This is a genomic window from Cellulosimicrobium sp. So1_17 (assembly GCF_055181235.1).
The window spans coordinates 2,205,898-2,231,723 of sequence record NZ_CM143702.1; the positions used below are offsets into that span (position 1 = coordinate 2,205,898).

The following is a 25,826-nucleotide window of genomic DNA, read 5'->3' on the forward strand; positions in this document are numbered from 1 at the left end:
ACCGGCCGTGGCGGGGCTCTCATGGAGGGACAACAGCATCGCGGAGGTACCCACGCGCAGGTAGTCCACGCGGAGGACTCGCTGACCGGGCGGGACGGCCACGACGGCCCCCCGAAGCCGTTGCAGCGGCTACGAACCGAGCACGCCTTGATAGCCACCGAGATGCTGGCGGGACGGCGCCCGAGAGGGCGCCGTCGTCGTGTCCGTACGTGCCGGCCGCCCGCCGGCGCCTCGGTCCTGGGCCGATACTGGTGCTCATGACCTCTGCGCCGAGCGTGTCCTCCTCCATCACCGTCCGCCTGCAGGTCGAGGCGCGGCCCACGGCCGTGAGCGAGCTGACGACGGCGATCGAGCACACGGGCGGCATCGTCTCGGCGCTCGACGTCACGGCGTCCGGGCACGAGCGCATCACCGTCGACGTCACCGTGGCGACCCGCGGCGAGGAGCACGCGGGCGAGATCGTGGCTGCCCTGCGGGGTCTGCCGGGCGTCGTCGTGGAACGGGTCTCGGACCGCACGTTCCTGCTGCACCTCGGCGGCAAGCTGAAGATCGAGTCCAAGGTGCCGATCCGCAACCGCGACGACCTGTCGATGATCTACACGCCGGGGGTCGCGCGCGTGTGCGAGGCCATCGCGGCCAATCCCGACGACGCGCGCCGCCTCACGATCAAGCGCAACACCGTCGCGGTCGTCACCGACGGGTCGGCGGTCCTCGGCCTCGGCGACATCGGCCCCCTCGCGTCGCTGCCGGTCATGGAGGGCAAGGCTGCGCTGTTCAAGCGGTTCGCGGACATCGACGCGTTCCCCATCGCGCTCGACACGACCGACGTCGACGAGATCGTGCGGACCGTCAAGGCCATCGCCCCGGTGTTCGCGGGCATCAACCTCGAGGACATCTCGGCGCCGCGCTGCTTCGAGATCGAGGCGCGGCTCCGCGCCGAGCTGGACATCCCGGTGTTCCACGACGACCAGCACGGCACGGCGATCGTGGCGCTCGCGGCACTGACGAACGCCCTCAAGGTCGTGGGCAAGAACCTGTCCGACGTGCGGATCGTGCTGTCGGGCGCGGGCGCGGCGGGCACCGCGGTGCTCAAGCTGCTCCTCGCGGCGGGAGCGCACGACGTCGTGGTCGCCGACGTGGAGGGCGTCGTCCACCCGGGCCGCCCCGGGCTCTCGCCGTCGCTCGCGTGGACCGCGGTGAGCACCAACCCGCGCGGCGTCACGGGCACCCTCAAGGACGCGGTCGTCGACGCCGACGTGTTCGTCGGCGTCTCCGCGCCCGACATCCTCACGGGCGACGACGTCGCGCGCATGGCCCCGGACTCGATCGTCTTCGCGATGGCGAACCCCCGCCCCGAGGTCGACCCGGTCGAGGCGGCGAAGCACGCCGCGATCGTCGGCACCGGCCGGTCCGACTTCGCGAACCAGATCAACAACGTCCTCGCGTTCCCCGGCGTCTTCCGCGGGCTGCTCGACGCGCAGTCGCACGTCATCACCGACCGCATGCTGCTCGCCGCGGCGCGCGCGCTCGCGTCGGCGATCCACGAGGACCAGCTCAACCCGACGTACATCATCCCGAGCGTCTTCAACCCCGAGGTGACCAGCCTGGTCGCCGCCGCCGTGGAGCGGGCGGCGCGGGAGGGGGACGACAGCGAGCCGGCGGCCCTGACCGGCGGCGTCCCGCGCGTCGCCCCTGCCCCCGGCCCGTCCGCCACCACGGCCCCGACCCCCGCCACGGAGGCCTGAGCATGCAGCGCGTCACGACCCGCAACGCCGCGTTCCAGCAGTGGGAGGCGCTGCTGAGCAACCGGACCAAGCGGCACCGCGCCGGCGAGCTGGTCGTCCAGGGCGTGCGCCCGATCACCGTCGCCGTCGAGTCCGGGTGGACGGTCCGCACGTGGCTCGTCGACGCCGACCGGTCGCTGTCAACGTGGGCGCACGCGATGCTCGACCGGGTCCGCGCGCACACCTACGCGGTGTCGACCCCGCTGATGCGCGAGCTCGGCGGCAAGGAGGACGACGCGCCGGAGCTGCTCGCCGTCGTCGAGATGCCGCCGGACGACCTCGCACGGATCGCCGTCGGCGCGGCGGGCACGGACGGCACGCCGGGCACGGCCTTCCTCGGCGTCGTGCTCGACCGCCCGAGCAGCCCCGGCAACGTCGGGACCGTGGCACGCTCGCTCGACGCGTTCGGCGGGAGAGGTCTGGTCGTCGCGGGCCACGCCGCGGACCCGTACGACCCCCGTGCGCTGCGCGCCAGCACCGGGTCGCTGTTCTCCGTGCCCACCGTCCGCGTGCCGTCCGGGCGGGAGGTGCTCGACTGGGTCGCCGGCCAGCGCGCCGCGGGGAACCCGCTCACGCTCGTCGGCACCGACGAGGACGGCGACGTCGAGCTCGCCGAGCACGACCTCACCGGCCCGACCCTGCTGCTCACCGGGAACGAGACGACCGGGCTCAGCGCGGGCTGGCGCGAGGCGTGCGACGTCATGGTGAGCATCCCCATGGGTGGCTCGGCGAGCTCGCTGAACGCCGCGAGCGCCACGACGGTCGTGCTGTACGAGGCCGTGCGCCAGCGCCGCGCGCGCTGACGCCACGAGCACCTTCGCGCACGTCGCCGCGCATTTGCGAGCGTCCCCGCCAAATAGCGGTCACGTGTGACCGTGCTCACGGGGACGGGTCTAGACTCCCCAGGGTCGGGGCCCGTCGCGGCGGGCGCCCGGCCGCCGCGCGCCCGCCGCCGCACCCCGGCAGCCCGCGCAACGCGCCGCACCAGAGTCGATGCGCACCGGAGGTCAGCGTGCCAGAGAACGAGTCCGACGCCGCAGCAGCGGCCGCCACACCCAGCCTGGAGAACCTTCTCCACGAGACCCGGAGCTTCGCGCCGAGCCCTGAGCTCGCCGCGCAGGCGAACGCGCAGCCCGGGATCTACGAGGAGGCCGCTGCCGACCGGCTCGCGTTCTGGGCGGAGCAGGCGAGAGACCTCGTCGCGTGGCGCACCCCGTTCACCGAGACCCTCGACTGGTCCCAGGCCCCCGTCGCGCGGTGGTTCGCCGACGGCACGCTCAACGCCGCGTACAACGCGGTCGACCGCCACGTCGAGGCCGGCCTGGGCGACCGCGTCGCGCTCCACTTCGAGGGCGAGCCGGGCGACACGCGCACGATCACGTACGCCGAGCTCCAGCGCGAGGTGTCGCGCGCAGCCAACGCGCTCGCGGCGCTCGGCGTGACGACCGGCGACAGGGTCGTCATCTACCTGCCGATGATCGTCGAGGCCGTCGTCGCGATGCTCGCGTGCGCGCGCATCGGAGCCCCGCACTCCGTCGTGTTCGGCGGGTTCTCCGCCGACGCGCTGCGCAGCCGCATCGCCGACGCCGAGGCGACGCTCGTCGTCACGGCCGACGGCGGCTACCGCCGCGGGTCCGCGTCGGCGCTCAAGCCGGCGGTCGACGACGCGCTCGCTCCCAAGGAGGGCGCTCCCGCCACGACCGTGCAGCACGTGCTGGTCGTGCGCCGCACCGGCCAGGACACCGCGTGGACCGAGGGCCGCGACGTCTGGTGGCACGACGCGCTCGAGTCCGCCGACACGACGCACGAGCCCGTGTGGGTCGGGGCCGAGCACCCGCTGTTCATCCTCTACACGTCCGGCACCACGGGGAAGCCCAAGGGCATCCTCCACACGACCGGCGGGTACCTCACGCAGACGGCGTTCACGCACAAGAACGTCTTCGACCTCAAGCCCGAGACCGACGTCTACTGGTGCACCGCCGACGTCGGCTGGGTCACCGGCCACTCGTACGTCGTCTACGGGCCGCTGCTCAACGGCGCGACCCAGGTCATCTACGAGGGCACGCCCGACACCCCGCACCAGGGCCGCTGGTGGGAGCTCGTCGAGAAGTACGGCGTGTCGATCCTCTACACCGCGCCCACCGCGATCCGCGCGTGCATGAAGTGGGGCGCGGAGATCCCCGCGAAGTTCGACCTCTCGTCCCTGCGCGTGCTCGGGTCGGTCGGCGAGCCCATCAACCCCGAGGCGTGGATGTGGTACCGCCGCGTGATCGGCGGCGACCGCACCCCCATCGTCGACACGTGGTGGCAGACCGAGACCGGCGCGATCATGATCTCGCCGCTCCCCGGCGTCACGGCCGCGAAGCCCGGCTCCGCGCAGGTGCCCCTGCCCGGGATCTCCGCGACCGTCGTCGACGACGAGGCGCACGAGGTCCCGAACGGTGGCGGCGGGTACCTCGTCGTCTCCGAGCCGTGGCCGTCGATGCTGCGCGGCATCTGGGGCGACCTCGAGCGCTTCAAGGACACCTACTGGTCGCGGTTCCCCGGCATCTACTTCGCCGGTGACGGCGCGAAGAAGGACGAGGACGGCGACATCTGGCTCCTCGGCCGCGTCGACGACGTCATGAACGTCTCCGGCCACCGCCTGTCGACCACGGAGATCGAGTCGGCGCTCGTGTCGAACGACCTCGTCGCCGAGGCCGCCGTCGTGGGCGCGTCCGACGACCTGACCGGCCAGGCCGTCGTCGCGTTCGTCATCCTGCGCGGCGAGCACGCGGAGCGGGCCGCCGACGAGGAGGGAGCCGCGGCGGTGCAGGCCGAGCTGCGCAACCACGTGGCCAAGGAGATCGGCCCGATCGCCAAGCCCAAGAGGATCCTCGTCGTCGCCGAGCTGCCGAAGACGCGCTCGGGCAAGATCATGCGGCGCCTCCTGCGCGACGTCGCGGAGAACCGGGCCGTCGGTGACGCCACGACGCTCGCGGACTCCTCCGTCATGGACCTCATCACGACGGGTCTGCAGAAGCCGCAGTCGTCGGAGGACTGACCGGCCTCGCGCCGAGCACGACACGAGGGTCGTCATCCGCTGGATGGCGACCCTCAGGTCGTGCTCGGCAGCGGGTGGGTGTCGTGCTCACCGCGTGGTCCCACGGGTCCCGGTCTCGCCTAATCGGTTCAGTCCGCGCCCGACGCCGGTCGGTCGGCCCACGATGTCGGGGCACGCCGACCCGGGCGTGCGTCGCCGACAGAGACGAGGACGTCCGATGAGCCGCTCCGCTCCCCTGCCAGACGCCGCCCCCCGCCCGCCGGGGTCAGGTCGGCTCGCCCCGGTCGTGGCGGCCCTGACCACCGCCGCTCTGCTCGCGACGACCGCGGCCGTGGCGACCGCGACGGCGCGGTCCGCCGCCGCCGCGGAGGCCGACGTGCCGCCCGGCATCCACGTGGTCGACGGCCGGATCGCCGAGGCCGACGGCACGGACCTCGTGCTGCGCGGCGTGAACCACGCGCACACCTGGTACACGCACACGACCGACTCGTTCGCCGACATCAAGGCCGCGGGCGCGAACTCGGTGCGCGTCGTGCTGTCCAGCGGCGACCAGTGGACGCGCAACACCCCGGAGGACGTCGCGAACGTCGTCGACCTGTGCGAGGAGAACCGCCTCGTCTGCATCCTCGAGGTGCACGACACGACGGGCTACGGCGACCAGTACGCGCCGGCAGCCGGGACGCTCGACCAGGCCGTCGACTACTGGGAGGACCTGTACCCGACGCTCGCCGGGACCGAGGACTTCGTCATGGTCAACATCGGCAACGAGCCGTTCGGCAACGACGCGACCGTGAACCAGCGGTGGGCCCCGGAGACGTCCGACGCGATCCAGCGCCTGCGCACCATCGGGTACGAGCACGCGATCGTGGTCGACGCCCCGAACTGGGGGCAGGACTGGACGAACATCATGCGCGCGGAGGCGGCCGGCGTGTTCGCGGCCGACCCGGACGCCAACACGGTCTTCTCCATCCACATGTACGGCGTGTACGCGGACCCTGCGACGGTCACGAGCTACCTCGAGCACTTCGTGGACGCCGGGCTGCCGATCATGGTCGGCGAGTTCGGCTGGAGGCAGACGTCGTCCGACGTGGACGAGGACGTCGTCCTCGCCGAGGCCGCGCGGCTCGACCTCGGCTGGCTCGCGTGGTCCTGGAGCGGCAACACCGACCCGTACCTCGACATGGTCCTCGGCTTCGACCCGGCGACCCCGAGCGCGTGGGGGACACGCATCATCGACGGGCCGCACGGCCTCCGGGAGACGGCGGTCGAGGCGTCCTGGTTCGACGGCCCTACCGATCCGACCGACCCGACGGATCCGACCGACCCGACCGACCCGCCGGCCGACGACGTGTGCACCGCGACGGTGCGGGTCGCGGGCTCGTGGCCGGGCGGCTGGCAGGGCGAGCTCGTCGTGACGGCCGGCGACGAGGCGATCGGCGACTGGACCGCGACGTTCGCCCTCCCGGCCGGCGTGACCGTGGCCCAGCTCTGGGGCGGCGTGCACACCACCACCGCCGCCGGCGTCCAGGTGACGAACGCCGCGTGGAACGGCTCGCTCGCCGCGGGCGGCTCGGCCACGGCCGGGTTCATCGGCACGGGTACGGCGCCGAGCACGGCCCCCGAGGTCGCCTGCACCTCGGGCTGACGCGCTCGACCTGCCGAGCCCCGGGTGGTGCGCCGATCAGCGTCGGCTGAGGCGCACGACCCGGGGTTCGGCGTGCTGGGCGGCGCAGATGCCGTCGGCATTCGCGCCGAGCGACCGGGGAGACCCGCAGAGGTCGACGGCGTCGCGGACTACCCTCACGAGGTGGCCCTCTCCGACCGCGCCCTCCTGCTCGAGCAGCTCGACCTGCGCACCGACTGCTCGCGCTGCACGGGCCTGTGCTGCGTCGCGCTGACGCTCACGCGCTCGGCGGACTTCGCGATCGACAAGCCCGCCGGCGAGCCGTGCCCCAACCTCCGCGAGGACTTCGGGTGCGCCATCCACGCCCGGCTCCGGTCGTCCGGGTTCCCCGGCTGCACGGCGTACGACTGCCTCGGCGCGGGCCAGCGCGTCACGGCGGTCGTCCGCGCCGCGCACGGCGGGGCGACGTGGCGCGACGACCCTGCGGCCGCGCGCGACGCGTTCGCCGCGCTCCCCGTCGTGACCCAGGTCCACGAGCTCCTCTGGTACCTCAGCGAGGTCCTCGCCCACCCCGACGCCACCCCTGTGCACGACGACGTCCGCACGGCCCTCGACGAGACCTCGCCACTCGCGGACCTCACCCCCGCAGACCTGCTCGCGCTCGACGTCGGCGCGGTACGCCGTCGGGTCGGCCCGGTGATCGACCGGGCGAGCGCGCTGGTGCGTGGTGCTGCCGCCGGTCGTCGTCCTGCCGCCACCCGCGAACGTCCCTCCGCCACGCGGACTCGTCCTTCCGGCACCGGCACCGGCACCCATGCCGCACCGAGCACGTCACGTCCCGCGGCGACCGTGCGCCGTCGGCTGCGACCGGGAGCGGACCTCGTCGGCGCGCAGCTCCGAGGCCTCGACCTCACCGGTGCCGACCTGCGGGGCGCCCTGCTGCTCGGCGCCGACCTGCGGGAGGCGGACCTTGCCGCCGTCGACCTGCTGGGCGCGGACCTGCGGGGCGCGGACGTCCGTGGCGCCGACCTCTCCCGCTCGCTCTTCGTGCTCCCGGCCCAGGTCGGCGCGGCGCAGGGCGACCCCGCGACCCGGCTCCCGGCCGTGCTCGACCGCCCGTCGCACTGGACCTGAGCGCGACCGTCCGGTACCTGGTGCACGGATCGGCAGCGCGAGCCGACGACGGCGAGCACCGGGCGCCCACCACCGCACGTCCTGCCGAAGGGTCGCGCCTCAGCGACGCCCCGCGTCACCGGTCCGCTCCACCCTGCCGAGCCTGAGCGCGGCGGGTGCGGCGACGACGAGGAACGCCACGAGGATCGCCGCCGCGCCCCAGGCGAGCGCCGAGTACGACCACAGCGCGATCACCCCGCCCGCGAGGAGCCCGCCGAGGGCGCCCCCGGCGTTCATCGAGAGGTCGGAGACGCCCTGCACGGCCGTGCGCGACGACGCGGGCGTCGCGTCCACCAGCAGCGCCGATCCGGCGACGAGACCGCACGACCACCCGATCCCCAGCAGCACGAGCCCGACGGTCAGCCGCGCCGAGTCGTCGCTCGGCGCCCCCGCCACGACGACGGCCGCCGCGAGCAGCACCACGCCGCCGACCACCAGGACGCGCGCGTGGCCGACACGGTCCGCGAGCCACCCGATCACCGGGCTGAGCGCGTACATCCCGGCGATGTGGGCGCTGATGACGAGCCCGACGACCTGGAGCGTCGCCCCGCCGTGGTTCATGTGCACGGGCGTCATCGACATGAGCCCGACCATCACGAGGTGGCTCACGACCACCGCTCCGAGCGCGAGCCGGGCCGCTCCCGACGACCGCACCACGTCCCACCCGGCCCGGATCCCGCCCGCGGCTCGTCCCGTCGCCGGTCCTGCTGCCGTCCCGGGCGCGGGCGCTGCTGCCGGCACGGCCAGCGGCACGGTCGGCGGCACGGTCGGCGGCACCGTGCCCGACGGCGCACGGGCCGCGGCGGCGACGTGCAGCGGGTCCGGGCGCAGCCACACCCACACGACGAGCGCCGCGGCGACGAACGCGACGGTCGCGAGGAGATAGGGCGCGGCGGTCGGCCCGGCGTCGCCCGCCACCTCGGCGGCGGCGTGGCCCGCGTGGTCCGAGGTCGTGGCGGCGCCGGAGCCGACACGGTCGGCGAGACCGCCGAGCGTCGGCCCGAGGACCGAGCCGATCGTCGTCGCCCACACCACGACCGACAGGTCCGTCGCCCGGCGCTCCGGCGTCGCGAGGTCGGTCGCCGCGAACCGCGACGCGAGGCCCGCCGCGGAGCCCGCGCCGAACAGGACCATCGCGACGACGAGCGCAGGCCACGACCCGAGCCAGGTCGCGACCGCGGCCCCGAGGGCCCCGACCGCCGCGAGCGCGAAGCCGCTGGTGAGCGAGCGCCGTCGGCCGTGCCGCGCGGCGAGGCGCGCGAGAGGCAGCGCCACGGCCGCCGCGCCCACGACGGCCGCGGTCTGCGTGAGGCCCGCCACGGCGTCGGACCCGGACAGCTCGGACGCGATGAGCGAGCTCACCGCGATGCCCGTCGCGACGCCGACGCCGGCGAGCACTTGGCTCGCGGCGAGGGTCGCGACCGTCCGGCGCTGGGTGCGGGCGATGTCGGGGCTCGTCGTCACGTGGCGACACTAGGTGCCGGGCGGCCCGGGAGCGAGCACCGGCCCGGGCCGCCGGGCGACCTCGGTCGTCAGCCCGCCGTCACGTCGTGGTCGGTGAAACGGTCCGTGAAGAGGTCCTCGGCCGCGACGTCGCCCAGGTCGCTCCCCTCGCCGGCGAGCACCTCGACGAGGTCCGCGACGAACGCGTCGACCCGCGCCATGTCGTACGTGCTGACGGACCCGTCGTCCTCCGGAGCGAGCAGACCCTCGTCGACGAGCGTCTCCGCGCTGTACGCAGCCTCGCCCGCGGAGTACGGCGAGTAGGAGCCGTCCTGCTCGACGACGCCCACGATGATCTCGTTCACCGCGTCCGGCGAGGCGGCGTAGTCGGCGTTGGCCTGCTGGATCATCGGCACGAGCAGCTCGAGGCACGGCGCGAGCTCGTCGAGCCGGTCCGCGCGGACGGACACGTTGGACGCGTACACGTCGTACCCGGCGTCCTTGACGTAGGCGAACCCGACGGGCTTCGCCCACGCCGGGGTCTCGTGCTCGTAGGTGTACGGCTCCGAGTTGCCGAAGCCCTGCTGGACGACGGTCGGGTCGCCCACGAACCGTGCAGGGTTGCCGTCGTAGCTCGTGTCGACCTGGTCGGCGTCGAGGAGGTCGTGCGCGACCATCCACGCGGGGTAGATCTGGTCCGCGGAGACGACCACCGGGGCGCCCGAGGCCTGCACGTCCTCGATGCCGGTGAGCTCCGGGTGGGACTCGGGGTCCCACATGAGGATCGCCGGGCTGTGCTTGAGCAGCGGCGCGACCCCGACGACGGGCGCCTCGGCCGCCGCCGCGACGAGCTGGTCGCCGTGCACGAGCCCCACGGTGATCGCGTCGTCGACGTACATCTGCGACGGCACGGACTGGAAGCCGATCGCCGGACCGCCGGCGCGCAGCGTGAGCGCCACGCCGGTGTCCTCGACGCCGGAGACGAGCGGGCCGGTGACCGAGTGCTGCTCGGCGTCGACCGTCCACCCGTCGCCGAGCAGCCCGAACACGCCGCCCTGGTCGGACTGCGGCTGCCACTGGAGCTGGACGACGACCTCGTCCGGGCACGTCCCGGCGAGGACGCCGTCGCCGGACGCGGCGGCCGTCCCGGACGCGTCGGCCGCGGAGCCCGGCTCGGTGGCGTCGCCGCACGCGGACAGGACGAGGAGACCGACGACGGCGACCGGCAGCGTGCCGAGGCGCGTGCGGGAACGACGTGGGGGAACGGTGCGGGCGGTGCGGGGCGTGACCATGGTGGCGCTCGCTCTCTGACGGGGGCGTGACGACGCTCACTCTGGCGCCCGAACGATGACATGCAATCTCCATCTGGTTTCGGGACTGTAAAACCTCGATCGCATACCGCGATGCCCCTTGACGGCACTAGGCCGTGCTGGATTACATGGCATCACCGTCCAGCGACACCGCCAGGGACCGGACCTCCAGAGGGAGTCACCATGACCGACACCTACGCACTCGCCGAGCTGCAGAAGGAGTCGAGGATGGGCGGCGTCGGCACCGAGAACGCCGACCGCACCATCCCGCGCATCGACCTGTCCGACTTCGAGTCGCGGCGCGCCGAGATCACCGAGGAGCTGTGGACCGCCGCGACGGAGATCGGCTTCTTCCAGCTCGTGAACCACGGCATCCCGCAGGACCAGGTGGATCGCGTGTTCGCCGAGTCCGCACGGTTCTTCTCGCTGCCCGACGACACCAAGGCCCGCTACCCGCTCGCGTCGGGGACGAACGCCGGCTGGGAGAAGCTCTCGCAGACCCGCCCGTCGGTGGGCACGCCGGACCAGAAGGAGTCCTTCCAGGTCACGCGCCCCCGCATGGAGGGCCTGTGGCCGGACGACACCGAGCTCGCGGGCTTCCAGGACTTCGTGCTCGGGTTCGAGGCGCAGTGCTGGGACCTCGCCATGCGCGTCCTGTCCTGCTTCGCCGAGAAGCTCGGGTTCGACCGCGACTTCTTCGCCCGCGCGCACGACCCGGAGTCCGCCGAGTACCAGTCGACCCTGCGGCTCATCCACTACCTGCCCGTCCCCGAGGAGCAGAAGGGCCGCCCCGGCGTCTGGCGCGCGGGCGCGCACACCGACTTCGACTGCCTCACGCTGCTGTTCCAGCGCGACGGCCAGGGCGGGCTGCAGGTGTGCCCCGGCCGCGACGCCGACGCGCAGGAGTGGACGCCCGTCACGCCGTCGGACGACGCGATCACGTGCAACATCGGCGACATGCTCATGCGCTGGAGCGACGACCGCCTGCTCTCCAACTTCCACCGCGTGAAGCTCCCCGGTGAGGGTGACTACACGGGGTCGCGCTTCTCCATCCCGTTCTTCGCGCAGGCGAACCGCGACGTCCTCATCGAGACGCCGCTCGGCACCTACCCGCCGATCACCGCGCACGACTACCTGCAGGAGCGGGTGCGCGCGAACTACCGCAAGGGCTGAGATGCAGGGCGCCGGCCTCGGTTACAGTGCCGCATGACCACCGCCGAGACCGGCGCCCTCCTCGCCGAGTCCGTGTACCGCTCGCTCGTCGACAAGATCTTCGAGGGCGAGCTGCCGCCCGGCGCACCGCTGAGCGTCCCCGCCCTCGCCGCGAGCCTCGACGTCAGCCGCAGCCCCGTCCGCGAGTCGGTCCAGCGCCTCATCCACGAGGGCCTCGCGGTGCACGTCCCGCACGCCGGCTCGCGCGTCCTGCGGCTCGACGAGGACGCGGTGCGCGACGTCCTCGCGGTCCGCGAGGTGCTCGACGGTCTCGCCGCCCAGGAGGCGGCGCGCCGCGCGTCGTCCGCCGAGGTGGGCGAACTCGGCGGCCTCGTCGACCGTCAGGCCGCGCTCCTCGACGAGCCGGCCGACCCCTTGCGCGACGCCCGGCTCGACGTCGAGCTCCACTCCCTCGTCCGCGAGCTCTCCGGCAACCGCCCCCTCGTCGACGCCCTGCGTCGCCTCGACGCCCAGGCGCACCTGTACACCTCGGGCATGTGGGCCGAGCGGACCAACCGCGCGCACGCCGTCGTCGAGCACCGCCGCATCGTCGAGGCCGTCGCGGCGGGCGACGCCGACGGCGCCCGCACCGCCGCGAGCGCCCACGTCGCCGCGATCGGCGTCCGCATGCGCCGCTGGCGCGCCGCCCCCGACCCCGCGTCCTGACGCGGCGGCGGGCGTCGGCCCCGCACCGGAGCGCCGGGTGGCTACGGGGACCGGCGCCGCGCACCGGAGGAGACGAGCTCCTCCGCACTCACCGCGAGCCGACGCCCGTCCGCGTGGGCGGCGCGCTCGATGCGCTCGGCGAGCTCGGCGTCGGCCCGCCCGGCGAGGGGCGTCGTCGCGCGGCCGTCCCGCGCGACGCACCGCCCGCCCACGTAGGTCGCCCGCAGGTTGCGCAGCCCGCACGCGAGCACGTAGGTCGCGACGACGTCCCACACGGGTCCCGTGCTCGGCGAGCGGTGGTCGACGAGCACGAAGTCGGCGTGCTTGCCGACCTCGAGGCTGCCGACGCGGTCGGCGACGCCCAGGACCTCGGCCGACCCGAGCGTGTGCAGGCGCAGGACGTCGCGCGCGGACATCACACCGGCGTCCTGGTGCAGCGCGCGCTGGGCGTACAGCCCTTGGCGCATGTTGGCCCACGGGTCGGAGATGTCGGTGCACGACTGGTCGTCGAGACCCACGCCGACCTGGATCCCGGCGCGGCGGTACCGCACGACGTCGGCGTGGCCCGAGCCCAGCCGGCCGTTCGAGGTCGGCTGCCAGACGACGGGGCTGCCGGCGGCGGCCACCCGCTCGACCATCTCGTCGGTGGGGTGCACGAAGTGCCCGAGCAGCAGGTCCGGACCCAGCGCACCGGCCTGCTCGTACCACGCGAACTTCGCGCGCTGCACGTCGAGGCCCTCGGCGGTCTCGACGAAGTGCGCCTGGTCGGTGAGGCCGTGCTCGCGCATGACGTGCACCTCGAGCTCGGCGGTCCGCGGCGCGCTCGCCCACTGCACCGCACCCATGACGGACACACCGAGACGCTGGTCGCGGCCCGCGCGCTCGGGGGCGCGCGCGGCGTCGACCATGCGGGCGAACCGCGTGAGCACCTGGTCCTCGGGGCCGGCCTCGTCGTCGAGCCGGATGGCGTGGACGGCACGCAGCCCGGCGTCGACGGTGCCGTCCATCTGACGGGTCGTGTACTCGTCGGGGTGGACGCGGCCGAGGACGTTGCGGGCGGTCGCGGGGTCGTAGAGCCACGTGACGCCGGACTGCATGAAGTTGTACGCGCTCGTCACGCCGTTGGCGAGGAAGTCCATCGAGCCGTGCAGCGTCGCCCAGTACATGTCCTCGGCGTCGGTGTGGCGGAAGAGCTCCATCATGGAGCGCACCCACGGGTAGAGCGTGGCGTCGGGCGCGATGCCGCGCAGACCGGACGTGAACAGGTGCGAGTGCGCGGACACGAAGCCGGGCGCGACGATCGCGCCCTGCGCGTCGAGCACGGGCGCCGTCTCCCACCCGGGCGGCGGCTCGCCGGGGCCGGTCCCGGTGATGCGCCCGTCGGTGCCCACCTGGAGCCAGCCGAAGTACCACTCGGCGCCGTCGTCGGCGCCGGGCAGGACGAGCGCGTCGACGACGGTCAGGGCGGGCGCGGGGGTGCTGGTCATGGGTGGAGGACTCCGTCCTGGACGTGGTCGGCCGGGATCAGGTCGACCGGGTGGGGTGCCGGCGCGTTCGACGGCTCGGCCACCGCGTCGAGACCGGGGGGCGGGACGAGACCGGGGGGCGGGACGAAGAGCCCGTGGGGGTCGAGGCGGCCGCGCAGCGCTCGGACCCGCTGCACCCCTCCGTCGGTCCAGCAGCGGGCGAGCCGCTCCGGGGTGCGGCGCAGGTCGGTCTCACCGACGTAGTGGCCGGTCGTGAGGTCGGCGAGCGGCGCGAGGGCGCGGCTCGGCCACGCGAGGTTCGCCTCGTCGTCGACGCCCGGCTCCCACACGGCGTACGCCGCGACGGTGAGCGTGCCGAGCGGTCGGTGCAGCGGGGGCGACGGCGCGGGCGGGCCCGACAGGACGGAGCGGCGGTACGACGCCGAGCTGACCAGCACGCTCGACGTGCCCGACGGCGCCTGGCCGAGCCCCGTCGCCAGGCGCGGGAGGACCTCGGCGTACCCGGCGGTCGTCCAGGCCTGCTGGGCCACGCAGCCCGGTCGGGCCGGCCCGACCGGCCCGACCTGCCCGACCGGCCTCTCCGGCACCGTGTCGGCGCGCAGGAGGCCGGCGATGCTCGTCGCGCTGCGCACGACGGCGGTCGCCGCCGCGGGCAGCGGGCCGTCGAGGGGCGCGAGCAGGGTGTCGGCGTGCGCGGCGTCGCGACCGAACGCGGTGAGGTTCGCGACGACGGCCGGGGTCCCGCCCGCCACCGGGACGAGCACGAGCGTGAGCTCGACCTGCGGCGCGACGACGCGCGCGAGCGCGTCGGCCCAGGCGCCGACGTCCGTGAGCCCGGCCCGGCCGTGGTCACCGGCGCCGCGAGGCCGCAGGTGGACCGTGCGGCGTCGGACCACGGGCTCGGGCCACAGGCGCAGCCGGAAGCGCGTCACGACGCCCGGGAACGCAGGGCCCGCGCCGCGGAGCACGGCGAAGGCCTCGGGGTCGTGCTGCGCGTCGACCTCCACGACGCGCCCGTCGGCGAGCACGACCTGCGCGCCGACGACCGACTCGCACGCGCTCCCCCACTCCCCCTGGTTCCAGCCGTTGCCGCCGGCGAGCAGGAAGCCCCCGAGCCCGACGCCCGCCTTGTGCCCGACGGGGAACGCGAACCCGGTCCCGTCGAGCGCGTCGGCGAGCGCGAGCGAGGTGGCCCCCGGCCCGACGTCGGCGGTGCCCGACGCCGCGTCGAGCACGACGCCGTCGAGCCGGGAGACGTCGAGGGCGAGGGCCCCGTCGCGCAGCGCGGTGAAGGCCGTGCCGTGACCGCCCGACCGGACGGTGACGCCGGTCCCGCGTGCACGCGCACGGCCGAGCGCGGCCACGACGTCGTCGATGCCGCGCGCCCGCACCACGAGCGCCGGCCGGTCCGCGGGGACGACGCCGGAGACCGCCAGCCCACGACGCGCCGCCTCGTAGCCGGCGTCGGACGGCACGACCGTCGGAGGGTCCGTCACGGCAGGCACGGCAGGCACGACAGGTCCGGTCACGCGGGCGCCCCGGGCAGGAGGAGGCGGTGGAACGCGCGGTCGAAGTGCACGAGCGCGCTCGCAGGGTCGACGGGGCCGGCCCCGTCCGTCCGCCCGGTGGTGCCGCGGTGAACCTCGGCGACCTGCCCCAGCAGCAGCACGTGGTCGCCGGCGTCGATCTCCTGCCACGTGTCGCACTCGAGCGCGTAGCGCGCGTCGGCGGCGAGCACGGGGATGCCGTGCCGCCCGGGCCGCACGTCGAGCCCCGCGAACTTGTCCGCCGCCTTGGAGGCGAACACCGAGGCGGTGCGTTCGCGGTCGTGGTGCAGGACGTGCAGCACGAACGCGTGCGCGTCCCGCAGGGTCTGCAGGGTACGGCTGGTCCGCCCCACACCGACCGCGACGAGCGGTGGGTCGAGGCTCACGCTCATCACCGCGGTGGTCGTCAGCCCGGCGGGTTCGCCACCGGCCGTCGTCGTCACCACGCACACCCCGCTCGCCAGCCCGGCCATCGCGTCGCGGAAGCCGTCGACGACGGCCTCGGGGCGCGATGTTGATGTCATCAACATGCGCCCATCGTGGGCCTCCGATGTTTCGCTCGCGTCACACCGGCGCACGGAGTCTGTTACGGCTCGCACGACCCCGCGCCGGACGCCCGCGGCAGGGCCGCGCGCTCCCCTACCATCGAGCCATGGCCGCCACCAGCGACGACGCCCCCGCCGCTCCCGACGGTGCCGGCAGGTCCCCGGACCCCCTCGACCGCTCCGTCGAACGCCTGGGACAGAGGATCCGCACGCTGCGCCACGGGCACGGGCTCACGCTCGTCCAGCTCGCGGAGGCGACGGACCTGTCGCACTCGTTCCTCAGCCAGGTGGAGCGGGGCCGCGCGCGCCTGAGCATGTCGTCGCTGTTCCGGGTCGCGACCACGCTCGGCACGACGCAGCAGGTCCTGCTCGCCGAGGCGACGACGCCCGCGGCGGGCGCGTCGCCCGTCCTGCGCCGCACCGACGAGGCGTCCGCGACCGCCGGGGGCGGCACGGTGCGCGCGCTCGCCCCCGCGGGCGACCGGCCGTTCGACCCGCTCGAGTACACGGGGACGTCTCAGGACCCCGGCGAGTACTGGATGCACGACGAGGACGAGTTCGCCTACGTCGTCGAGGGGCGCGTGCTGCTCGACCTCGACGGCGTCGTCGACCTGCTCGAGCCGGGAGACTCCGTGTTCTACGTCCGGGGGACCGGGCACCGCTGGGCGAGCGCGGACGGCGGCCCGTACCGGCTGCTCGTGGTCAAGCAGCGACTCGCTCGACGCGACGCGTGAGCACGCGCGCGACCTCGCGCTCGTCGGCCGTGACCAGGCGTCCGTCGCGCACGACGACGCGCCCGCCGACCACGACGTGCCGCGGTCGGCGACCCGGCGACGCCCACAGCAGCCCGGCGACGGGGTCGGCCACGCCCGCGTCGGCGACGCCCGAGACGTCCCACACGCAGAGGTCCGCGGCGGAGCCGGGGCTCAGCCGCCCCAGCTCGGGACGGCCCAGCCCGTCGGCCGAGCCCGCGGTCGCGGCGTCGAGCACCTCCCGCGCCGTGAGCTGACGGCCCGCGAGCGCCGACACCTGCATCGCGAGGCGCGCGTCGGCGAGCAGGTGCCCCGCGTCGTTGGACCCGCCGCCGCTCGTGCCGAGCCCGACGCGCACGCCCGCCGCGAGGAGGCGCGCGACCGGCGCGACGCCCCAGCCCATCGGCACGTCGCAGCCGGGCGCGTGCGTGGCGCTCGCACCGGACGCCGCGACGCGCGCGATCTCGTCGTCGGTCACGTCGCACAGGTGCGCGACCGTGACGTCGGGCGCGAGCCACCCCCAGTCGGCGAGCAGGTCGAGCGGTCGCCGGCCGTAGCGCTCGAGCGCGACGGCGACGTCCACCTGCTCGTTCGCCTGCGTGCGCCGGCGCAGGCCGCGGCGTGCCGCGACCTCGCCGAGCAGGCGGAAGGTCGTCTCACCGTCGCTGTGCACGCCCGCCGGCCCGACGGCGACCTGGACGCGGCCGTCCGGGCGCACGCCGCCGGGGCTCGCGCCGACGAGCGCGGCGGCGATCGCGTCGGCGCTCAGCGCGGCCCGCTCGGCGTCGTCACCGGCCGTCCCGCGGACGAGCACGAGCCGGGCCCCGACCTCGTCCGCGGCAGCCGCCGCGGCGCGCGCGAGGTCGACGGACCCCGCGACGTCGACGTGCGCGGGCCACGTCAGGTGGTGGTCCGCGACGGTCGTGACCCCGCACAGGAGCGCCTCGGCGAGCCCGGCTCGCGCCGCCGCGCCGACGAGCTCGGCGTCCACGTGCGCGCGCTCGTACGCCGCGGACATCGCGGGCAGCCAGTCGCGCATCGGCACCCCGCGCGTGCCGGGAAGTGTCCGGAACGCCGTCTGCAGCAGGTGGTGGTGGGCGTTGACGAGCCCGGGCGTGACCACGCACCCCGTCGCGTCGAGGCGCGCCCCGTCCGGCCCGGCCGCACCGGCGCCGGCGTGCCCGACATCGCGCGCGGCGTCGGGCCCGACCGCGACCACCCGCCCGGCGGCGTCGACCACGACGTCCCCGCCCGGCTCGGGTCCCGCCCTGCCCGGACCGCCCGGGCCGGTCCGTACGGCGAGCGCGCCGGTGACGACGAGGCTCATGCCCGGTCGCGCGCGACGAGCCCGGCCGCGCCGTCGGCGGGGGTCGTGAAGCGGGACGCCTCGACGAGCGTGCGCGCGAGCTGACCCACGGCGTGCTCGAACATCTCCTTGCCGGCCTCCGCGCTCGCGCCCGTCGGGTCGCCCACGTGGCCGTCGGGGCCGAAGTCGCTGGACAGCCACCCGAACGAGACGGCCTTGCCGAACCCGATCTGCTCGTAGGCGAGCATCTCCTCGGGCACGCGGCGCACGGCGAGCTCCAGGTGCACGAGCTCGGGGCGCAGGTGCAGCATGAGCGACGTCTCGCCGTGGCCGCCGTGCACGCCCAGACCGTGCTCGTCGCCGTGGGCAGGCGCGCCGCCCTGGTCGCGCGGCGTCGCGACGTGCGCGAGGAACGTCCGCAGCCCGAACCGGCGTCGCAGCTCGCGGTTCGCCACCTGGGCCAGGGCCGAGTTCCCGCCGTGGCCGTTCACGAGCACGAGGCGCTCGATGCCCGACGCCGCGAGCGAGCGCCCGACGTCGACCAGCACCCGCATGAGCGTGTCCCAGGACAGCCAGACCGTCCCGGGGAACCCGGCGTGCTCGTCCGACTTCGTGTACGCGAGCCCGTCGAGGAGCACGACCGACGCCTCGCCCGAAGCCGTCACCGTCTCGACCGCGGCAGCCGCGGTCTCGCTCGCGGTGACGTAGTCGGTCGAGACGGGCAGGTGCGGCCCGTGCTGCTCGACCGCGCCCAGCGGCAGGACGGCGACCGTGCCCGCCGGGAGCGCGGCGACCTCGGGCCAGGTCATGTCGAGGAACCGGGGCACGCGGGGCGCCATCAGCGCACCCCGATGTTCAGGCGCGTGTCGGCGGGCGGGTCGTCGACGAGCTTGCCCGGGTTGAGCAGCCCTTTCGGGTCGGTCGTCCGCGCGGTCTCGCGCGCGAGCTCGACGTTGCGGTCGACGTACCACTGGTGCGGCGAGTGCACCCCGAGCCCGAGCGCCTCGAGGCGCGGGATCCCGGCGAGCACCTCCTCCTCCGACACGTAGTCCGCCACGACCATCGCGAGGGGCGCGTGGCCCATGAGCTCGACGTGGAGGTGGACGTCGCCGTCGTAGACCGCGCGGACGTCGTCCGGGGCGTCCCAGTGCGCGAGCCCGCCGGTCTCCATGTGGAACCACGAGCGGTCCGGGTGCGCCTTCTGCAGGAAGTAGACCGGGTGGTTGTAGGACATCGAGGAGAGCTTGTCGGTCTCCGCGTAGTCCGCGAGGCTCGCGACGACGGCGCCACCTGCGGCGACGACCGCGGCCTCGACGTCGGTCACGGTCGACGCCTCCGCGATCACGCGCAGGCTGAACCGGTCCGGGTCGAGCGGGACCGACGCCGGCAGGCTCGGGACCAGTGCGGGCGGGTCGGCCGACGCGAGACGCGGCAGGACCGGCAGGTCGAGCAGCGCGCGGTGCACGCTCGTCATCGAGGCCCAGTCGTCGAACGCCGCGTAGATCGCGACCCAGTCGCGCGCCGGGTCCGTGGCGACCTCGACCTCGACGACGACACCCGTCACGCCGTACACGTGGACGTAGGGCGCGACGTCGGGACCGCTGACCGTGAAGGTCGTCCCGCTGCCGTCCATGGGGGCGACGGTCAGCGACAGCACGAACCCGTCGGTCGTCGACCCGTGCTCGATCGTCCCCGTCCCGGCGGAGCCGCCGCCGACGAACCCGCCGATCGTCGACCCTTTGGTGGACGGGTAGATCCAGATGTCGCGGCCCGCAGCCCGTGCGGCCACGTCGATCGCGGTGATCTTCGCCCCCGCGCCGGCGGTGACCGAGCCCGAGTCGTTCACCCGGATCGTGTCCAGGCCGCGCAGGTCGAGGACGAACCCGCCGTCGAACGGCGTCGCCTGCCCGTAGTTGCCGGTGCCCGCCCCGCGCGGGGTCACCGGCACGTCGTGCTCGTACGCGACCCGCAGGACCTGGGCGACCTCGTCCGCCGTGCGCGGGCGCACGACGGCGTCCGGCATGAACCGCCCCGCGGGCACCTTCTCCTGCAGGACCGGGGACATGCGCGACCAGTCGGAGGAGGTCTTGAGGAGCAGCTCGGCGTCGGTGGACACGGCCTCCGGGCCGAGCAGCTCCGCGACCTGCGCCGCGGCGAGCGCGGACCGGGCCGCGACGGTGTCCTGGGCGCGGCCCGCGGAAGCTCCCGCGGGGGTGCTCGTCGTGCTCGTCATCTGCGCTCCTCAGCTGCCCATCGAGACGGAGTCGTCGATGAACTCGTTCGTGTACAGGGTCTCGGGGTCGATGTCCGCGGACGCGATCTGACCCGCGTCGACGAGGATCGGGCCGAACGTGCCGACGATCTCGCTCATGCGCTCCGGGTCGATCTGGCCGAACACGCCCGACGCCGGGTCGTCCGTCACGAGGCCGAGGTCCTTCTGCGCCTGGACGGAGAAGTCCGCGACCCCGAGCGAGTAGGTCCACCCGGTCTGGTACTGCTCGACGAGGTCCACGATCAGCTCGTTCGCCGCGGCGGGGTCCTCGAGGTAGTCGATCTGCGACTGCTGCATGATCGGGACGAGCTTCGCGAGGCAGTCGGCGTTCTCCTCCAGCGTGTCCGCGCGCACCGTGAGCGCCTCGGGGTAGACCGAGTAGCCCACGTCGGCGAGCAGCTGGTAGCCGACCGGCTTCGCCCACTGCGGGATCTCGTTCTCGTAGATGTACGGCTCGGCCGTCGCGAAGCCCTGCTGCATGATGCTCGGGTCGGAGACGAACCGCTGCGGCGTGCCCTCGTAGCTCAGGTCGATCTGGGACTCGGTGATGATGCCCTGCGACTCGAGCAGGCGCGGGAACACGTCGCCGGACGACACGAGCGGGTCGCCGCCGGCGGCCGCCTCCTCGATCGTGGTGGCGCCGTCGTGGCTCTCGGGGTCCCACATGACGATCTGCGGGCTGGTCGTGAGCTGCGACGCGACGGCGACCACAGGGTTGTCGGCGAGAGCCGTGATCTGCGCGTCGGTCGTGACCGCGCCCAGCATGATCGAGTCGTCGAGGTACATCAGGGACGGCACGGGCTGGAAGTTGACGTTCGGCCCGCCCGGCCGCACCTCGACGTCCACGCCCGTGTCGACGCCCTGCGCGACGAGCGACCCGGTGACCGACTTGGTGTCGGTGTCCACGGTGTAGTCCGCCCCGACGAGCGCGTACATCGCGCCGTGCTCGGACTCGGGCTGCCAGTCCTGCTGCATGACGACGGTCGCGGGGCACACGTCGGACAGGTCGAGCGGTCCGCCGGCCTCGGCGGCTTCGACGTCGAGCTCGTTCCCGGCGGCGGGGTCGCCGCCGGCTTCGCCGCTGCTGCATGCGGCGAGGGCCACCAGCGGGAGGAGGGACAGCGCCGTGAACGCGGCGCGACGGGGACGCGAGAGGGTCATCGAGTGCTCCAGTGCTGGGAGGGGACCGGTGGGAGACGCGGCGGGCGAGGGGTGGTGCGGGGCGAGACGGGCCGAGGCGACGGGGCCGGTCAGCGCCCGGCCGTGCCGTACCAGCGGCCGATGACGGCCCGGTCCAGCGCGGCGAAGACGGAGAACACGACGACGCCGAAGAGCGCGGTGAGGATGATCGCCATGAACAGGGCGTCCATGTTCAGCCGCAGCGTGTAGGTGCGCAGGAGTCCGCCGATCCCGGGCGATCCCTGCTGGAAGAAGAAGTCGCCGACGATTGCGCCGATGACGCTCAGACCGGCGGCGTTGCGCAGGCCCGTGAAGATCGAGGGCAGGGCGGCGGGGAACTGGAGCTTGAAGAGCCGCTGGGCGCGCGTCGCCCTGTTGAGCGTGAAGAGGTCGTGCGCGGCGGCGCTGGCGGACTGGAGCCCGAACAGGGTGTTCGAGATCATCGGGAACAGCGCGATGATCACGCAGACGACGATGCGCGCGCTGAACCCGTACCCCATCCAGATCCCGATGAGCGGCGTGAGCGCGAGGATCGGGATGGTCTGCAGGATGACGGCGTACGGGTAGAGGATCTTCTCCGCCCACCCGGACTGCACCATGACGACCGCGTACCCGATCCCGAGGACCACGGCGATCGCCAGGCCGCACAGCGCGACGCCGACCGTCTGCCACAGCGCGTCGAGCATGGGGCCCATGACGTTCGGGTTCCCGAGCGTGTTCACGAGCACCTCGTGCACCGGCGGCAGGAGGAACTGGCGTTCCGCGCTCAGCACGACGTAGCTGACGAGGTACCAGACGGCGACGATCCCCCCGAGCGCCGCGAGCACCGGGCCGACCTTGGCGAGCGCGGCCGACGCGCGCCCCCGTCCGCGGTCCCCGCCCCGCGCGGACGTCCGTGCCGCCGGGCCCGCCGTCGGCCCGCCGGCCGGCTCGTCGGCGGGCGTGGTGGCGGGCGTGGTGGCGGGGACGGTGGCGGACGGTGGAGCGGGCGACGGCGTGCCCGCGGGCACAGGGGACGGTGCGGCGTGGCCGCTCGTGCGGACGTGCTCGGACGTGGGCTGTGAGGTGGACATGGTGGCCTCCTGCGGTCCGGTCTCGGTGACCGGCGGGTCAGTGGGCGGTTTCACGACGGGGACGCTCACGAGTGCTCCCCGAGGGCGGCGGACACCTCGCCGGTCAGCGCGGCGAACTCGGGCTCGAAGCGCAGCTCCGGCGGGCGGGGGTAGGCCCACGGCACGGGGATGTCCGCCACGATGCGACCAGGACGGCCGCTCATCACGAGGACGCGCGTGGACAGGTAGACGGCCTCGGACACCGAGTGGGTGATGAACAGCCCGGCGAACTCCTTGAGGGCGAACAGCCTCTGGAGCTCGGTCTGCAGGTGCAGGCGGGTGATCTCGTCGAGTGCGCCGAACGGCTCGTCGAAGAGCGCGAGGTCGGGCTCGGCGACGAGCGCCCGGGCGATCGAGACGCGCATGCGCATGCCGCCCGAGAGCTGGCGCGGGTGCTGCTTCTCGAACCCGGTGAGCCCGACGAGGTCGAGCGCCTCCTGCGCGGCCCGCCGCCGGTCGGCCTTGCCGACACCGCGCAGCTCGCCGACGAGCTCGACGTTGCGCAGCGCGCTGCGCCACTCGAGGAGCGTCGCCTCCTGGAAGACGTACGACGTCGAGTGCGCGTTGACCTCGATGCTGCCGCCGCTCACGTCGTCGAGCCCGGACGCGAGCCGCAGCAGCGTGGACTTGCCGCAGCCGGACGGCCCGACGACGGAGACGAACTCCCCCGCCGAGACGCTCAGGCTCACGTCCTCGAGCGCGACGGTGCCGGTGGCGAACTGCTTGGTCACGTCGTCGAGCACGAGCGTGCGCGTCATGGAACGGGGTCGCGTGGTCGTGGTGCTCACTGGTGTCACCTCACGAGCTGGTCGGGCCGGTGGGCCGCGGGCGCGGCATCCCGGGAGTGCGGGTCGGTGGGCCGGGTCGCGACGGGGTCGAGCGCGAGGGCGCGGGTGACGCGCGTGTCCGCGACCACGCGCCCGCCGCTCAGGACGACGCGCGCGTGCTCGCCACCGGCGAGGACCTCGCCGAGCGCGGCGTCGGGGACGAGGACGAGGTCGGCCCGCTCCCCCACCGCCACGCCTGCCGGCGGCAGGCCGAGCACGGTGCGTGCGCCTGCGGTGACGGCGTCGAGCGCCTCGCGGGCCGTGAGGTGCGCGGCCGTCATGAGGAGGGACGTCGTCTCGAAGGGGTCGCAGGTTCCCACGGGGTTGAAGGGGTCGCGGACGTTGTCGGCCCCGGCGGCCACAGGGACGCCTGCGTCGATCAACGCACGGACGGCGGTGAGCCCGCGCGGGGCCAGATGCGTGGCGTCGCGGCCCTGGAGGTACAGGTTCGTGATCGGGAGCGTGACGACCCCGAGCCCGGCCCGCGCCACCAGGTCGACGAGCGGGACGAGCCGTTCGGGCGGCAGCGCGCCGAGCCGGACGGCGTGGCTCGCCGTGACGCGCTGCTCGAGGCCGCGCGCGATCACCTGGAGCGCGACGTCCTCGACGTCGAGGAGCCCGCCCGCCGGGAGGGTGGTCTGCTCGTCGGCGTGCAGGTCGACCGGGAGCCCGGTGCGCTCCGCGAGGTCCAGGACGCGCCGGATCTCGACCGCCGGGTCGGGCGCGAGGTGGGGGCAGCCGCCCAGGACGTCGACGCCGCGTGCCACGGCCTCCGCGTAGACGGCGTCGCTCGTGTGCGAGCCGCCGAGCAGGCAGACCTGGAGGGTGACGGAGCCCGCGAGCTCGTCCCGCAGACCGAGCAGGGCGTCGAGCATGCGCAGCGGGTCCCCGACCGCAGGAGCGTCGACGTGGGTGCGGATCGTCGTGATGCCCCGCGCGACGTAGCGCTCGACGGCGCGGCGCGCACGGTCGGCCACGTCGGCACCGTCGATGCCCGGTGCGAGCTCGCGCCAGCGCGCGACGGCGCCGACCAGGTCCTCGCCCCCACCGGGGTCGAGGCGCGAGGCCGTGAGGGTCTTGTCGAGGTGTGCGTGCGGCTCGCACGCGGCGGGCAGCGCGAGCCAGCCGCGGGCGTCGAGGAGCAGCCCGGGCACAGCGACCGCGTCCCGGGTCGCGGTGGCCGAGACCGCGACGACGCGTCCGTCGGCGATCCGGACGTCGACGGTGCGGCCGTCCACCGTCCGGACGCCGAGCAGGCCGGTGACGTCCGCGCCCGCGAGCGTCGCGCCGCCGTCGGGCGCGCCGACCGGAAGGACCGCTGCCTCGTCGTGGTGCACACCGCCTCCTTCTCCGTCGTGTGGACGACCTCGCAGAAAATGTTGATCAGAGGAACATCGAGAACGCTAGGCGGGGCCTGTTTCGGCCGCGTAACCGTCGGGGCGCGGGTGTGTGAACGCGACGAGGACGGGCAGGATGGAGTGGTGGACACCTCGATCCTCTGGCACCCCGGACCGCTGATCGACGACGTCGAGATCGCCCAGGTGCGCGAGCTCGCCGCCGCGGCCGAGCGGGCCGACGGCATCGCTCCGCTCTCGGAGCAGCCGCTGCTCAACCTGCGGGAGGCGGACGACGACGTCGTCCACCTGCTCTCCTGGTGGCGCGGCGACCTCGCCGGCTACGCCCAGGTGGACCGCCGCGGGCCGGTCCCCAGCGCCGAGCTCGTCGTCCGGCCCGAGCACCGACGCCACGGCCTCGGGTTCCACCTGCTCGCGAGCGCGACCGCCCGCGCGCAGGAGCGTCGCGACGTCGTGCCGCCGGACGGGCAGCACGACGCCCGGCACGACGACGACCGGGCCGCGCTGCACGTGTGGGCCCACGGGGACCTCCCCGCGGCCCGGGCGCTCGCGGCGCGGTCGGGGTTCGTGCCCGTGCGCGAGCTGCTCGTGCTCGCCCGGCCCCTGGGCGGCCCGGACGAGCACCCGTTCCCCGACGTACCGCCGGACCTGCGCCTGCGCACGTTCGTCCCCGGAGCCGACGACGCGGCGTGGGTCCGCGCCAACGCCCGCGCGTTCGCGCACCACCCCGAGCAGGGGCGCCTCACGGTCGCCGACCTGCGTGCGCGGGTGGACGAGGACTGGTTCGACGCCGCGGGGCTCTACCTGCTCGAGGACACCGGGTCCGTCAGCGGGGGGACCGCCGGGCCGGACGGCGCCGTCGTCGGCTTCGTCTGGACGAAGATCCCGACGGGCACCGCTCCCGACCCGGCCGTGGCCGGCGGGCCGACCGAGCCACCCGCGGAGGGCGAGATCTACGTCGTCGGCGTCGACCCCGACGCGCAGGGGCGCGGCCTCGGGACCCTGCTGACCGCCGTCGGGCTGGCTCACCTGGCCCGCGCGCGCGCGCGGGAGGCGGTCCTCTACGTCGACGGGGACAACGCGCCCGCCGTCCGGACCTACGAGCGCGCGGGCTTCGTGCGCCGCACCGCCGACGTGCAGTACGCGGCCGCGCCGAGGGCGGGCCGACCGACCGGCCGGTGACCCGTGT

At 74.6% G+C, this 25,826-nt stretch carries 21 protein-coding genes; 9 read left to right on the forward strand and 12 right to left on the reverse strand.

Going from position 1 to position 25,826, the window contains the following annotated elements; genetic code table 11:
• The first annotated feature begins 257 nt into the window (after positions 1-257).
• The 5 genes from ACZCLJ_RS09670 to ACZCLJ_RS09690 all read left to right on the forward strand — a co-directional run bounded on the left by ACZCLJ_RS09670 (position 258) and on the right by ACZCLJ_RS09690 (position 7,585).
• Entirely contained in the window at positions 258-1,745 is a 1,488-nt protein-coding gene (locus ACZCLJ_RS09670; RefSeq protein WP_463106283.1) for a malic enzyme-like NAD(P)-binding protein, read from the forward strand.
• 2 nt (positions 1,746-1,747) lie between these two features.
• Complete coding sequence (locus tag ACZCLJ_RS09675) at positions 1,748-2,587, forward strand: TrmH family RNA methyltransferase (RefSeq protein WP_463106284.1); 840 nt, start codon at positions 1,748-1,750, stop codon at positions 2,585-2,587.
• A gap of 209 nt (positions 2,588-2,796) precedes the next feature.
• A complete protein-coding gene (acs, locus tag ACZCLJ_RS09680) occupies positions 2,797-4,827 on the forward strand; it encodes an acetate--CoA ligase (protein WP_463106285.1) in 2,031 nt (676 codons plus the stop codon).
• A 217-nt stretch (positions 4,828-5,044) separates the two neighbouring features.
• Positions 5,045-6,472 (forward strand): cellulase family glycosylhydrolase, encoded by a 1,428-nt coding sequence (locus tag ACZCLJ_RS09685; protein ID WP_463106286.1) that lies wholly within the window; start codon positions 5,045-5,047, stop codon positions 6,470-6,472.
• 162 nt (positions 6,473-6,634) lie between these two features.
• Positions 6,635-7,585 carry a pentapeptide repeat-containing protein gene (locus ACZCLJ_RS09690; RefSeq protein WP_463106287.1) on the forward strand — a complete coding sequence of 317 codons (951 nt, stop codon included), beginning with the start codon at positions 6,635-6,637 and terminating at the stop codon, positions 7,583-7,585.
• 99 nt (positions 7,586-7,684) lie between these two features.
• On the opposite strand, the gene ACZCLJ_RS09695 is transcribed toward ACZCLJ_RS09690, so the two are convergent.
• Both ACZCLJ_RS09695 and ACZCLJ_RS09700 read right to left on the reverse strand, forming a co-directional pair.
• Complete coding sequence (locus tag ACZCLJ_RS09695; protein WP_463106288.1) at positions 7,685-9,088, reverse strand: MFS transporter; 1,404 nt, start codon at positions 9,086-9,088, stop codon at positions 7,685-7,687.
• 68 nt (positions 9,089-9,156) lie between these two features.
• On the reverse strand, positions 9,157-10,359 hold the full coding sequence (locus ACZCLJ_RS09700) for a hypothetical protein (RefSeq protein ID WP_463106289.1): 1,203 nt from the start codon (positions 10,357-10,359) through the stop codon (positions 9,157-9,159).
• 201 nt (positions 10,360-10,560) lie between these two features.
• On the opposite strand from ACZCLJ_RS09700, the gene ACZCLJ_RS09705 reads away from it, so the two are divergent.
• Positions 10,561-11,550, forward strand: coding sequence for an isopenicillin N synthase family dioxygenase (locus ACZCLJ_RS09705; protein ID WP_463106290.1), 990 nt, complete (start codon positions 10,561-10,563; stop codon positions 11,548-11,550).
• 33 nt (positions 11,551-11,583) lie between these two features.
• Positions 11,584-12,255 carry a GntR family transcriptional regulator gene (locus ACZCLJ_RS09710; RefSeq protein WP_463106291.1) on the forward strand — a complete coding sequence of 224 codons (672 nt, stop codon included), beginning with the start codon at positions 11,584-11,586 and terminating at the stop codon, positions 12,253-12,255.
• A gap of 41 nt (positions 12,256-12,296) precedes the next feature.
• On the opposite strand, the gene ACZCLJ_RS09715 is transcribed toward ACZCLJ_RS09710, so the two are convergent.
• From ACZCLJ_RS09715 to ACZCLJ_RS09725, 3 genes are read right to left on the reverse strand one after another with little or no spacing between them, the layout of a single operon-like run.
• Positions 12,297-13,742 carry an amidohydrolase family protein gene (locus ACZCLJ_RS09715; protein ID WP_463106292.1) on the reverse strand — a complete coding sequence of 482 codons (1,446 nt, stop codon included), beginning with the start codon at positions 13,740-13,742 and terminating at the stop codon, positions 12,297-12,299.
• Positions 13,739-15,238: an FAD-binding oxidoreductase gene (locus tag ACZCLJ_RS09720; protein WP_463106293.1), complete on the reverse strand. Its 1,500-nt coding sequence runs from the start codon at positions 15,236-15,238 to the stop codon at positions 13,739-13,741. The genes ACZCLJ_RS09715 and ACZCLJ_RS09720 overlap by 4 nt, the downstream gene beginning before the upstream one ends.
• Positions 15,239-15,267: 29 nt before the next feature.
• On the reverse strand, positions 15,268-15,819 hold the full coding sequence (locus tag ACZCLJ_RS09725; protein ID WP_251152455.1) for a flavin reductase family protein: 552 nt from the start codon (positions 15,817-15,819) through the stop codon (positions 15,268-15,270).
• Between the two features lie 122 nt (positions 15,820-15,941).
• On the opposite strand from ACZCLJ_RS09725, the gene ACZCLJ_RS09730 reads away from it, so the two are divergent.
• Positions 15,942-16,568 (forward strand): helix-turn-helix domain-containing protein, encoded by a 627-nt coding sequence (locus tag ACZCLJ_RS09730; protein ID WP_463106294.1) that lies wholly within the window; start codon positions 15,942-15,944, stop codon positions 16,566-16,568.
• Here the strand turns inward: ACZCLJ_RS09730 and ACZCLJ_RS09735 are convergent.
• The 7 genes from ACZCLJ_RS09735 to ACZCLJ_RS09765 form a co-directional block, all read right to left on the reverse strand.
• Positions 16,537-17,913, reverse strand: coding sequence for an amidohydrolase family protein (locus ACZCLJ_RS09735; protein ID WP_463106295.1), 1,377 nt, complete (start codon positions 17,911-17,913; stop codon positions 16,537-16,539). The two genes, ACZCLJ_RS09730 and ACZCLJ_RS09735, sit on opposite strands and share 32 nt — an antisense overlap.
• The gene (locus ACZCLJ_RS09740) at positions 17,910-18,731 is read right to left on the reverse strand and encodes a creatininase family protein (protein WP_251152458.1); all 822 of its coding nucleotides are present in this window, start codon (positions 18,729-18,731) and stop codon (positions 17,910-17,912) included. The genes ACZCLJ_RS09735 and ACZCLJ_RS09740 overlap by 4 nt, the downstream gene beginning before the upstream one ends.
• On the reverse strand, positions 18,731-20,125 hold the full coding sequence (locus ACZCLJ_RS09745) for an FAD-binding oxidoreductase (protein WP_463106296.1): 1,395 nt from the start codon (positions 20,123-20,125) through the stop codon (positions 18,731-18,733). The genes ACZCLJ_RS09740 and ACZCLJ_RS09745 overlap by 1 nt, the downstream gene beginning before the upstream one ends.
• Before the next feature lie 9 nt (positions 20,126-20,134).
• The gene (locus ACZCLJ_RS09750) at positions 20,135-21,325 is read right to left on the reverse strand and encodes a substrate-binding domain-containing protein (protein ID WP_251152460.1); all 1,191 of its coding nucleotides are present in this window, start codon (positions 21,323-21,325) and stop codon (positions 20,135-20,137) included.
• Positions 21,326-21,414: 89 nt separating this feature from the next.
• Positions 21,415-22,416 (reverse strand): ABC transporter permease, encoded by a 1,002-nt coding sequence (locus ACZCLJ_RS09755; protein WP_463106297.1) that lies wholly within the window; start codon positions 22,414-22,416, stop codon positions 21,415-21,417.
• 65 nt (positions 22,417-22,481) lie between these two features.
• Positions 22,482-23,213: an ABC transporter ATP-binding protein gene (locus tag ACZCLJ_RS09760; protein ID WP_463106393.1), complete on the reverse strand. Its 732-nt coding sequence runs from the start codon at positions 23,211-23,213 to the stop codon at positions 22,482-22,484.
• Between the two features lie 35 nt (positions 23,214-23,248).
• Positions 23,249-24,619, reverse strand: coding sequence for an amidohydrolase family protein (locus ACZCLJ_RS09765; RefSeq protein WP_463106298.1), 1,371 nt, complete (start codon positions 24,617-24,619; stop codon positions 23,249-23,251).
• Positions 24,620-24,763: 144 nt separating this feature from the next.
• Between ACZCLJ_RS09765 and mshD the strand changes: the two genes are divergently transcribed.
• A complete protein-coding gene (gene mshD / locus ACZCLJ_RS09770; protein ID WP_463106299.1) occupies positions 24,764-25,819 on the forward strand; it encodes a mycothiol synthase in 1,056 nt (351 codons plus the stop codon).
• The last annotated feature ends 7 nt before the right edge of the window (positions 25,820-25,826 follow it).

Bases quoted from the DNA above. Each gene is read 5' to 3' on its own strand.
- ACZCLJ_RS09750 (WP_251152460.1), bottom strand. From the start codon at position 21,325: ATGACCCTCTCGCGTCCCCGTCGCGCCGCGTTCACGGCGCTGTCCCTC.
- ACZCLJ_RS09715 (WP_463106292.1), bottom strand. From the start codon at position 13,742: ATGACCAGCACCCCCGCGCCCGCCCTGACCGTCGTCGACGCGCTCGTC.
- ACZCLJ_RS09755 (WP_463106297.1), bottom strand. From the start codon at position 22,416: ATGTCCACCTCACAGCCCACGTCCGAGCACGTCCGCACGAGCGGCCAC.
- ACZCLJ_RS09700 (WP_463106289.1), bottom strand. From the start codon at position 10,359: ATGGTCACGCCCCGCACCGCCCGCACCGTTCCCCCACGTCGTTCCCGC.
- ACZCLJ_RS09710 (WP_463106291.1), top strand. From the start codon at position 11,584: ATGACCACCGCCGAGACCGGCGCCCTCCTCGCCGAGTCCGTGTACCGC.
- ACZCLJ_RS09760 (WP_463106393.1), bottom strand. From the start codon at position 23,213: ATGACGCGCACGCTCGTGCTCGACGACGTGACCAAGCAGTTCGCCACC.
- ACZCLJ_RS09745 (WP_463106296.1), bottom strand. From the start codon at position 20,125: ATGACGAGCACGACGAGCACCCCCGCGGGAGCTTCCGCGGGCCGCGCC.
- ACZCLJ_RS09685 (WP_463106286.1), top strand. From the start codon at position 5,045: ATGAGCCGCTCCGCTCCCCTGCCAGACGCCGCCCCCCGCCCGCCGGGG.
- ACZCLJ_RS09705 (WP_463106290.1), top strand. From the start codon at position 10,561: ATGACCGACACCTACGCACTCGCCGAGCTGCAGAAGGAGTCGAGGATG.
- ACZCLJ_RS09740 (WP_251152458.1), bottom strand. From the start codon at position 18,731: ATGGCGCCCCGCGTGCCCCGGTTCCTCGACATGACCTGGCCCGAGGTC.
- ACZCLJ_RS09735 (WP_463106295.1), bottom strand. From the start codon at position 17,913: ATGAGCCTCGTCGTCACCGGCGCGCTCGCCGTACGGACCGGCCCGGGC.
- ACZCLJ_RS09730 (WP_463106294.1), top strand. From the start codon at position 15,942: ATGGCCGCCACCAGCGACGACGCCCCCGCCGCTCCCGACGGTGCCGGC.
- ACZCLJ_RS09670 (WP_463106283.1), top strand. From the start codon at position 258: ATGACCTCTGCGCCGAGCGTGTCCTCCTCCATCACCGTCCGCCTGCAG.
- ACZCLJ_RS09675 (WP_463106284.1), top strand. From the start codon at position 1,748: ATGCAGCGCGTCACGACCCGCAACGCCGCGTTCCAGCAGTGGGAGGCG.
- ACZCLJ_RS09725 (WP_251152455.1), bottom strand. From the start codon at position 15,819: ATGTTGATGACATCAACATCGCGCCCCGAGGCCGTCGTCGACGGCTTC.